Source organism: Mesorhizobium waitakense (genome assembly GCF_056431085.1).
In genome coordinates, this window is sequence record NZ_JBWKME010000063.1 from 1 (window position 1) to 10001 (window position 10001).

The 10001-nt window shown below is 58.8% G+C and carries 10 protein-coding genes and 1 pseudogene; 5 read left to right on the forward strand and 6 right to left on the reverse strand.

Translation table 11 applies throughout. The features are described 5' to 3' along the window. The first annotated feature begins 84 nt into the window (after positions 1 to 84). Positions 85 to 459, forward strand: coding sequence for a hypothetical protein (locus AC07FD_RS15080; RefSeq protein WP_378924381.1), 375 nt, complete (start codon positions 85 to 87; stop codon positions 457 to 459). A 76-nt stretch (positions 460 to 535) separates the two neighbouring features. Here AC07FD_RS15080 and AC07FD_RS15085 read toward each other — a convergent pair whose 3' ends face one another. From AC07FD_RS15085 to AC07FD_RS15095, 3 genes are read right to left on the reverse strand one after another with little or no spacing between them, the layout of a single operon-like run. Then, on the reverse strand, positions 536 to 1102 hold the full coding sequence (locus tag AC07FD_RS15085) for a CpaD family pilus assembly lipoprotein (RefSeq protein WP_095090039.1): 567 nt from the start codon (positions 1100 to 1102) through the stop codon (positions 536 to 538). Positions 1103 to 1112: 10 nt separating this feature from the next. Continuing rightward, positions 1113 to 2573 (reverse strand): type II and III secretion system protein family protein, encoded by a 1461-nt coding sequence (locus tag AC07FD_RS15090; protein ID WP_478350467.1) that lies wholly within the window; start codon positions 2571 to 2573, stop codon positions 1113 to 1115. Between the two features lie 28 nt (positions 2574 to 2601). Next, positions 2602 to 3288, reverse strand: a complete 687-nt coding sequence (locus tag AC07FD_RS15095) for a response regulator (RefSeq protein ID WP_095090041.1) — start codon at positions 3286 to 3288, stop codon at positions 2602 to 2604. 931 nt (positions 3289 to 4219) lie between these two features. Between AC07FD_RS15095 and AC07FD_RS15100 the strand changes: the two genes are divergently transcribed. From AC07FD_RS15100 to AC07FD_RS15110, 3 genes are all read left to right on the forward strand, one after another. Then, the gene (locus AC07FD_RS15100; protein ID WP_478350470.1) at positions 4220 to 4393 is read left to right on the forward strand and encodes a hypothetical protein; all 174 of its coding nucleotides are present in this window, start codon (positions 4220 to 4222) and stop codon (positions 4391 to 4393) included. 66 nt (positions 4394 to 4459) lie between these two features. Beyond that, complete coding sequence (locus AC07FD_RS15105; RefSeq protein ID WP_095090044.1) at positions 4460 to 4723, forward strand: hypothetical protein; 264 nt, start codon at positions 4460 to 4462, stop codon at positions 4721 to 4723. Between the two features lie 132 nt (positions 4724 to 4855). Further along, positions 4856 to 5299 carry a hypothetical protein gene (locus AC07FD_RS15110; RefSeq protein WP_478350468.1) on the forward strand — a complete coding sequence of 148 codons (444 nt, stop codon included), beginning with the start codon at positions 4856 to 4858 and terminating at the stop codon, positions 5297 to 5299. Between the two features lie 244 nt (positions 5300 to 5543). On the opposite strand, the gene AC07FD_RS15115 is transcribed toward AC07FD_RS15110, so the two are convergent. Together AC07FD_RS15115 and AC07FD_RS15120 are read right to left on the reverse strand one after the other, a co-directional pair. Further along, positions 5544 to 6053 carry a GNAT family N-acetyltransferase gene (locus AC07FD_RS15115; RefSeq protein WP_378924384.1) on the reverse strand — a complete coding sequence of 170 codons (510 nt, stop codon included), beginning with the start codon at positions 6051 to 6053 and terminating at the stop codon, positions 5544 to 5546. Further along, positions 6054 to 6338 carry a type II toxin-antitoxin system TacA family antitoxin gene (locus tag AC07FD_RS15120; protein WP_478350469.1) on the reverse strand — a complete coding sequence of 95 codons (285 nt, stop codon included), beginning with the start codon at positions 6336 to 6338 and terminating at the stop codon, positions 6054 to 6056. Between the two features lie 613 nt (positions 6339 to 6951). On the opposite strand from AC07FD_RS15120, the pseudogene AC07FD_RS15125 reads away from it, so the two are divergent. Then, positions 6952 to 7182 (forward strand): annotated as a pseudogene (locus AC07FD_RS15125) (transposase); the annotation flags it as partial. A 79-nt stretch (positions 7183 to 7261) separates the two neighbouring features. On the opposite strand, the gene AC07FD_RS15130 reads toward AC07FD_RS15125, so the two are convergent. Beyond that, a complete protein-coding gene (locus AC07FD_RS15130; RefSeq protein WP_095090051.1) occupies positions 7262 to 8428 on the reverse strand; it encodes a porin in 1167 nt (388 codons plus the stop codon). Positions 8429 to 10001 lie beyond the last annotated feature (1573 nt).

A 10001-nucleotide genomic window follows, 5' to 3' on the forward strand; every position in this document is an offset into this window, starting at 1 on the left:
TGGTAACTCCAGTCTCCCCGGTCCGGTCCGAATGGACAACCTCCTGAAAGCTCACAGCTAGGCGGGCAGGCCCGGGATCATTTGGTGTCTGCGACGCTCGCATGGTTTACGCCGGTCATCCCTGGCCAGAAATCATATCGAGCGGTGAAAATGAGGATCCTTGATCCCGCCGAAGTTGCCGGGCTTGGCGTATCCGCCGATGCCTGGCAACCGGACGGGAACCAGACAAATCGCGGAACCGTCTTCACCCGGGTGTGGAGCGGCGCGCAGGCCGCGGTCGTCGCCGAAGGCATGAGCTTGCAGCTGAAAATTCACAGAGATGCCGATCCGGCCGCGCCGGTCGACGAGTTGGTGCCATTTGGCCTCGCGGTCTCTCTCGCAATGCCCGGTGAGATTCGGCTCTATGATCAAGTGCGGGCCCGCGTTCAGCCGCGTCCGGCGCAACGTGCCGCTCCATAATGCAACCGATAAACAATACGCGACGGTATGTGCTGGCGCCGGAGGGTCTACCGGGCTTAGACGAAAAGACCTTATGTCAGCCACCTTTACCCGTCGCGAATGTCCTGTATGTGGCAACTGGTATAGCCGCACGATCGCCATCGCTTGGCTCGATAGCCTTGTTGTCGAGCAAATCGCGCGGATCGTTGACCATTACCGCCAGGTTATGGCGCGTCGAACAGCCAAGCGGCTGGTGGAAGGACTTGTCAGTGAGTAAAGCGCCGGAATACGACGGACAGACAGGGGGGCGGGCATGATAGACAATCGCCTCTATTCGCACTGCGCCACCGTCGTGTTGGTCGAGCAAATGGATGCTGTAAGCGTCGAGGCCCATCTGCCTGGCCTGATGGACTGCCTCTGCGCTGAGCTGGGACGACCCGCTGATAAGCAGGTGGAGGGCATCGCGCCGACCGCGACTGGCCCTCTCAAGGAAGACACGCAAGCGCTGCCGTCCGGAAGCGCGAAGGCTCTCTATGGTCAGGACGGTGGTCTCCTGTCGGATAAGGATTGGTGCCGATGGCTCGACATCGATCGGCGTAGTGCTTGTGCAGCCACTTACGCTTGCCGTCAGAGCGATCTGGAGAACTATGTTCCGCAACGTCATTGGCCGACAGCTATTCTATGATGAAGCCAGGACCGCCCTTGGCGCCTGGCGCGCCGGTGCGGGCAGTCGCGCGGCCTGGCGGCGGACTTGCCAACGAATTCGTCGGAGTGCCTCCCGCGTCCAAAGTCGGCGCCGGCGGGTCCGTGGGTGCGCTCATCTGGTCGGGGTTGGAGCCTGGCCTTACGATGTAGGGCGTAACAAGAATAACCAGTTCCGACTCTTCCTTTCGAAACGAGGACGAGCGGAACAGCGCGCCAAGGATCGGCATTTCGCCGAGCCATGGAAAAACACTGATATCATTGTTGACGTTACGCCTGATGAGACCACCAATTGCGAAGCTCTGCCCACTGGCGAGTTCGACGACCGTGTCGGCTCGGCGCGTGGAAACTGCTGGCACCGAGATACCGTTGATCTCAACGGCACCTTGTGCCGAAAGTTCACTGACTTCCGGCTTTACGTGAATATTGATTAGGTTGTTGTTGAGAACGGTTGGCACGAATTCCAGGCTGACGCCGAAGTGACGGAATTCTACCGAGACTTGCCTATTTTCCTGCTGGACAGGAATGGGAAATTCGCCGCCGGCAAGGAAGCTGGCGGTTTCACCGGACATAGCGGTAAGGTTCGGCTCAGCCAACACCGAAGCGATGTTCTCCTTGGCGAGCGCGTCGAGAACCGCGCCGACGTTGACAGCACCATTGTCGAATCCGATTTCTGCTGTACCGCCACCATTCGCCGCCCCAGAGCCACCACCTTTGCCGCTTAACAAACCCACTCTGAAGTTGCCGATTTGACCGAAGGCGGACAGGTTAATGCCGAGTGCCTTCATGGCGCTACGGGAGACCTCTGCTACGCGCACACTGAGATTAACCTGCAAGGATCCGGCGACCTTGATGTTATTGACGACCTGCGCACCGTCACCGAGAAATTGCTCAGTAACCCTTTTGGCAGTGTCGGCGGCCTCCGCGTCGGGCGCTGTACCGCTTAGGATTGCGCCGCGCGGCGTATAGTTGACGCGGATCGGATAATCGCCGACCTGGTCCCTCAACATAGCGCGCAGATCCCCGATCGGTTGGCTGACGACAATCCGTAACTCGGCGAGTGCCTCGCCGTTTTTGTCCAGGGCGAACAGGCTGGTTCGCCCGGATTTCTTGCCAAAGACGAAGATGGTGCTACTCGAGGGTGCCTGATAATCGGCGATCGTCGGGTCGGCAACAAAGATGGTCGCGGCTGGCGCCGGCAAATGAACTGTCTTGCCGAGCGAAGAGGAGAGGTTCAGCGTGGTGTTGATGCTGTTGGAAGCGGCACGGGGCGCCCCCGCATCCGGCTTGTTCTGGGCAGCCGCAGAAAGTGGAGATAGCAGAACGAGCGCGCAGAGGAGATGGCCCAAGTAAGGAGAGACGGCAGGTCTCGAACCGACGATGAGCGTCGGCCGCCGATTGGTGTCAGGATGACGAGTTGGAACGATTTTCAAGGCAGTCTTTTCTTTCAAATTCGACCAACTATGCGGATAGACCGTCGGTCAATTCAAGAATGTAGCCAATGCCGCGCACGGTCGTGATTCGTGGCGTTGCACCTGACCTGCACAGATGTCCCCGTAAGCGATAGATTCCGACTTCAAGCGCGTTGCCAGATATTTCGTCGTTGAACGAATAAACGTGATCTTCCAACTGCGCACGTGGCACGATGCGGCCCGCACGGTTAAGCAGATGCTCTAGAATACATAGTTCGCGGCGTGCCATCCTCAGCGGTTGATCGGCAACCGAAACCTCTCGGCCGATTGGATCGAAGTGGAGATTGCCAAATACTATGATGGGGTCGGTCTTCTGTGTCGACCGGCGCAGAACGGCTCTCATTCTGGCGATAAGCTCGTCGGTAGAGAATGGCTTGAGCAGAAAATCGTCCGCGCCACCATTGAAAATCGCAATTCGCTTATCGAGATCGTCGAGGTTACTCATAACGAGGGCAGGAACTGAGTGTCCCTCGCTCCTAAGCTGCCTCAGCCAATCTAAGCCATCGCCATCTGGTAGAGCCAACTCCAGCAGGAGAATTTCATAGCTCGCGCAAGAAAATGCACTCGACGCTTGGTCCAGGCTACCAACGACATCAACGGCAAAGCCGTTTTCCGCGAGCGCAACTGGCACTGTGTGCGTAAGATCCGCATGATGATCCACGAGCAGCGTTCGCATTTCTTCTCCTTTCAAGGGAGGACAATCCATTGCACACGCCACCGTGGGCTCTGAGATCGGGGCGACAGCAGAAGTCGCGGAAGTCGAAACTAGCGCGGGATGCGAGCAACCCGATTTCGATTTCTCTGCGCATCGATCCTCCTAGTGCGGTCCCCCGCATTCGTTAGGCTTGCGTTGCCCTCCAGACCCCCATGATTCGATGACTGAGGCTTAGCTATCGAGAAGCTGGCCCATTGAACAAATCGATTGTTCGAATGAGGTCGCATCCACGTGATGGATGCATCTAGCATATTCACCTCAACTCGCGCGCACGCTGCCATTGCGCGGCGACAATTAGGGTGTCCGGTTGAGCGACAACTATGATGGCCGGTAGGAGCGCTTGTCAGGTCCGGTCGAAGGGAGGGGCGTGGCCCCCTCAAGCTCATCCATCGCGACACGCTGCGGCTGTTCGGTCAATATCACCGGATGGAGAAGGGACGACACTGGAGGTGTCGGAACCACACTGGGGGAGGCCTGGACAGGGGCTGCCGCTGCCGAGGCTTGTAGGACTCCTGCGGCATTGCATTTGCGTAGCAACAGCCATTCGCGCTCGACAGGTTGATCTTCGCGTCGCGCGGCGAGCTTGCGGTCGATCAGTGCGTGGAGCCTCAGGAGATGGAGATCAGGGCCCTCAAAGGCCTGTCAGCTATCCAAAAGATGAATGATAATTATTGCTATAATCAATTATATCAATCGTCCAAGGCTCTAATATATCGATCCCAAGGCGGTCATGCCCCGCCCCTCTCTATTACTGCGTCGGTTGGAACTGCTGGGGACAATTCGGAGGCCAACATGTGCGGGATTGTTGGCATCGTTTGGCAACTGCCGGTATCGGAGCGATTGGTCAACGCCTTGAAGCATCTCGAACATCGCAGCTATGATTCGGCCGGCGTTGCGACGATCACCGAAGGGCCTTGCACCGCCGGCGCGCCGCGGGCAGGGCCGCCGCCGCGCCTCCAGCCTCGATGCGCATGAAGCCGTCATCGTCGGGCTGATCGAGGAGCGCAAGGACATCGGCGAGATCAATCAGAGGTCATTGTCGATAGCTAAAGGAATAAATTCTTGATCCCATCAGGTGCTGGAGAGGTTGGTAGCTTATGCGATGGTCCCGAAACAACTAGCTTAAGCCATTATGAGCAAGCATTTGGCGTCCGTCCTGACGACCGTGAACGCGCCCTACAGCGTACAGCTGGACTATGCAGGTCTGGCTTATTGCCTGGCGGATCTCGAGTTGGCCAAACAGCATCCTGGTCATATCAGCGCCTTTCTTGGCGAGGTTCCCCTCGCACTGCAGGTCGAGCTCGCTGTCGTGCACCACATCCCGGTCCCCGACCTGAAGGCCTTCGCCGCTGCGTTCTCCGCCTGGTCCGGCGAGAGCTATCCGCTCGCTGCGTGATGGCCGAACACGATAGCCGGCGCCCTTCCGAATGGCGGCGGCCTTTTAGCATCGCCGTCGATCTGATTAACCAGCTTCGGGAAAATGCGGCGGTCAGACTTCGAATGGTCGTTTGGCGGTGGGACGGCTATGATGATCAAGATCGGCCATCGTGAAAGCCATGACATCGATGTTTTCCTCGATGACCCGCACTGCTTGGCTTCATCGACCCGTCCAGAAGCCGCCTGCGCTTTGCGCCGACGCCATCGGACTGTCAGGGTGATGAAGTTCGCCTTCGAAGGCATCGGCGAAATCGACTTCATCATAGCCGGAGGACCAAGACGCCCTTCAAGACATATGATGTCGAAGGGAGGACGGTTCGGCTCGAGACCATTCCCGAAATCATTGTCAAGAAGGTCTATTATCGCGGCTCCCAAGCCAGGCCTCGTGACATCTTCGACATCGCAGCCGCAGCCCGGTCGCAACTCGGCGAAGTCGTCGATGCCTTGCGCGCGTTTCCGCAACAAGTCGCGCGCACCAGGGAACGGTTGGAAAAGTTCAATCCGGAATTCGTTAGTCGTGCCATCGCACAGTTGATGATCATGCCCGACTATGAAGCGTCGGCCGCCGACAGTCTGGATGCTGCGATCGCTGTGCTTGATAGGCGTTGTCATCGTCCAAGCCGACCTGATCGCCTCCCCTCCGGATCGTTGCCGGGCAGGGGAGGGGCTTTTTCTACAACGCCGACGCCTTGGTGAGGTTGACCCGGAAGCGGTCGCGGCGCAGTTGATATTTTCGGGTCATCTCAGCGCTGGTGTGCCCGAGCTGTTTCTGCACGTAGCTAGTGCGCAGTGTCTGCCAACCAGAGGCGCACATCCTGAATCGAGCGCATGAGGACGGAAGGATTATCCCGTGCGGCGATGAAGCCCCAACTGTGCCAATAGCGCTCGGCCTCGGTGTCAATTGCCCTGACCACGACCGCGCGGCCACCGACGATGTCGGCGCCGGCGATGCAGCGCCGCAGCGCGTCCTTTACCAGTCCGCTGCCGACGCCACGCCCCACGTAGTTTTGATCGACCGCGAGTTGTCCAATCAAAAGGCAAGGGATCGGATCCGGTGGGCGCCCCGTGCGGATCGAGCGCGGCGCACTGTTCGGCTGGATCACGCTGGGTGCGAGCCCATAATAACCGACCACGGTTCTGTCATTGTGAACAACCAGGACTCGGGTAAACCCGCGAGCCTGGTTGGTCCGCGCAAAGCCGAGCAGCCATGCGTTGAGGGCGGGCTTGCCGCAATCGAATGCGTCGAGACGATGCGTGTCGTCCAGCAGTTCTATGCCTGAAAGCGCCACCTAGCTTTCCCAAGGGGCAAACCGGCGGAGCCGCTCCGCCGCCTTAGGCGGCGGAGGGCTTGCTGGGGCGGCGATCGCCTGCATGAATGCATTGTAGGCGTCCGGCGACAGGCGAATGAGGGTCGCGTTGAGGATTGCCGCCTGCGCTTCGTGCAGTGCGGCGCGGCGCATGAACTCGGTGCGAGACAGGCCTAGCAGTTCCGCGCCGCGGTCGATAATGGTCAGATCGTCATCGCGAAACCGCATCGAGACGGGCGTTTCCTTCCTGGGGCCCGTCGCGGCCATGGCGCTCTCTCCTGTGCTGCGAGCGTATATATCCGTTTGTAACGCAGATCGCAATACATCGTGACGCCCGGGCCCTGTGCCCGGGTGGCGGCAAACGCGACGAGCCTTTGCACCGACCCGTCCCGGATCCGGGCACTATCGAGCCGTGGCATGGGATGCCGAGGGCCCGGCGCTCGCTTCCTTGGCGAACGCTCTGGCGAAGCGGCCCATGGCCTTCGTCTGCCAGCCGCGCGCGCACCTGCCGCTCGGCCTTTCCATGTCGAATGATCGGGCTGAAGCGCTGGCCGGCATCCTCCAGCGCTACCCCGAGGTAGGCATCATCGAGGGCGATCCGCTAGGCCCGCTCTGCGGCACGCCGGCCGCAAGCGTGGGATCCCGACCAGACGATCCTGATCCGGTCGTTCTGCAAGGCTCTCGGCCTGGACCTGCGCTCGAGCGTCATCGGCGGCAATGCCCGGCATGTGCAGGCGATCCCGCTAGCAGCGCTCGCATGGCCTGGGCATGATCAGCCGCATCCTGCAAGGCGCGCTAGGACCAATCCACATTCAGGATTTCCAAAACTGAGATGTGCTGAATCAATGCGTTCCGGATTTACTGATTCGGAGCGGGTTTGATGGGTGTAAAGCGCTATGAACTGAACGAGGCGCAGTGGGTCCGGATCGCCCCGCTTCTGCCGGGCAAGGTTGGTGATCCGGGCCGTAGCGGCGCCGACAACCGCCTGTTTGTGAACGGAGTTTTATGGGTCCTGCGATCCGGAGCATTCTGGCAGCACCTTTTGGAGCGCTACGGCAAGTGGAAGAGCGTCCATGCCCGCTTCACCCGCTGGGCCAAGGCCGGCGTCTGGAGCGTGGATGCGCTGGGCTGCTGCACCCGGTCGATGGGTTGCTTTCAATCGGACCACCCAGATGCAGTTTCTCATTCCGTTAGAATGAGTGTTGGAAACGGATGATGCCGCCGACGCTGTTCTTTTTGTCAGCTTTGGTCCAGTTCACGTTGGAAGGGTCAACCATGCCGGCGCCGAAGTCGCCATAGTGGTCGTAGTCGATTTCGGCTGTGATTATTAGACCTGCAAACGCCGTATAGACAGCGTTTGCAGTCAGACCATAGTCCTTGAGCTGATCACCCGAGACCTGAAGGTTGAACGAAGTTTTCTCGTTGAATCTGTAAGTGGCGCCGGCCCAGAAAGCCCAGTTGCCGCCCCAAAATTTGTAGAAGCTGCGACGATGAGCGTCGATTGTGTTAATGGAGTTGTCGCTGAGCTTGCCATAGGAGCCGTAGCCGAACGTTCCGAATAGCGAAAATTCGTTTGTGACATTGACGTCGACGCGGACCTTACCAGCCAGAGATTCGTAGTTGCTATCATAAGCGACAACGCCAGTGATCGCCCCCCAGCCTTGCATGTATTTCACGCCGCCGACGACATGCGGAACATAGCTGTCGATAGTCCCGACTACGCCCGAGCCTTCTTCGAGTGAAGCCACCGCCGAAAAGCCGTTGCCGCTGTCAAAGTAGTACTGAACCACGTTGGCTTCGTAGCCGCCGTGCGGAACAAGCATCTTATTGAGGACGTCGCCAGCGTGGCCAGTAAACACGTGGAAGGCCGACCAGTCCTTACCAACTCGCAGGCCGCCAAGCTGAATCCAAGTGAAAGCCAATTTGACGCCTCTGTTGAAGGCGTAGTTTTGCGGGCTGTCCGTGCCCGAATAAGCGTTGCGATTACCAAAGTCCATGCGGGTTTCCGTATAGGTCTTCAGTGTGCCGAGTTCGGTCTCCTGGCCGGTCCAAGTTTTGAAGGTCAAGCGAGCGTTGTTTCGCCATGTGCCCTGATCCTCACCAGTCCTCAGGTCTGAGGTTCTGGCGCCGTCATACGATCCGACATGGCCCAGGCCGATGTCGTAAAGGACATCGCCGCCGATGCGCAGACAGGTCTCGGTGCCGGGGATGTAGAAGTAGCCGGAGCCGTACACGTCGCAGACCTTGATGTATTCGGTCGATTCTGGCTCGGCCACAGCCACAGCATCGACCGCGCGCGCGTCGGAAAGGGCGATCAGCACTGCAGTTGAGCCGAGGAGAAGGCTCCTGATGTTCATTCGCGCGTGCTCCGGTGGGCTGCGCCTCGACGCAAAGCGACACTCGTCAGTTGCCCCACGGAATTCAGCGCGTCTGGGCCAATCGCCATAGTCATCTCCGCTTGTTGTAGGCAGACGTCACAACGGCTACGGAAATCGACCACGCAAATAACGCGCCATCCTGGAGACGTAGCTGCGGGCTTACGCTCAGGTTGGCCGGCGCATCTTGTTGCGGTTCCTTCTTTTCGCTTTGAAGGTCAAGCTGAGCACGAAAAGCAGACGTTTCGGATAGATAGTCTGTTCGCTGCCCAGCGTTTTCGTTCAATAGCGACAGCTTTTGTTTGTTGTGTAGGCTTTGAGACATCATAGGCGGCACCGCTCGGTACATCGGGCGAGATACCCACTGACGTCGACATGAAATTCACTAGCCAGGCCGGGTATGCCATGTTTTGGTGCACGGCCCATCTTGAAGGCGATCGCGTGCAGCAGCTTGCCAATCAGTCCGGACAAGTGATTTCGCAAGGCTGGAAAGATCGACGCGTTGTAAACCGCCTCTGGATCGGAAGTCCTGTATGGCCAACTGTTTTCGCGATGGCACCCCCCGGCGCGATTGTTGAGCCTCTTTTGCGATGATCGACTTTCGGCATCACCTGACGTTCTATCGCGTTATTGGAACGCCATTTGTCGATGATCATGCCCTTGGGGCCGCAACTCTGTGCAAGCGACTGGGTCAGCAGGCGCTTGGCAGCCTTGGAAGAACACGCCGAGCACGTTCCTGTCCTGATCACGGCGCGCCCACTGCCAATGCTTCTTGCCTGTAATCGATACCACGCGTTATCGAAGTGCCGGATATCGCTATCCGAGGGCGTCCGCTAGCGAGCAATGTCTGGCTCCTAGCCGTATCGTCCCCCAGCATATAGCATTGCCGCGCTCCGATCTCCTCGACCAAGCGCAGTCTGAAGGGAAAGCGTCGAAAATCTCGGTGTGCGTGATGATCTCGGCAGGGCGAACGATGGCGCTTGTAGCTAACCGATATTGTGTTCATGCCATCGCGTTCGGCGGTTAGAGCGGACCATCGCGTGAGGAAAGGCATTGGCGAAATACAGTGTCGCGGCGAAAGCGGAACGGATTTGACATAGCGCAAGACCCAGGAGAACCGCAGCGGTAAGGATGACAGTTATCGGCATAGGACGGTAAACTGTTGCGGACCTCGATCCTGACAAAATATCACAAGGCCCGGCTGCTAAGGGACCTGCCGGCCGGGCCGGGGCCGCGGCAAAACTGCGCCGCGAGGCTGAGCAGGCGAGCTTGCTTTAGTCGGACACTTTAAGGAGAAGCCGCCTGCTTCGCCCCTGCGCAGGCCTCCCAGGGAGCGCGGGCAAAGCGAATGTCGCATGCTCATCCCATGAGACGGCGGCGTTTCCGTCGCGGAGGTTGGAGGTCTCGTCATCTCCCCAAAGTTGGGGGAGCGCGTGCTAAAATCTCTTCCGGATTGAACCCAGAACTTCGCACAAGGGGGGCAGGCTCACTTTGTATGAAATAATGGGGCGAGCATGCTCCTGGGTTCTTATCCGCGTCGGGAGCGGGAAACTCA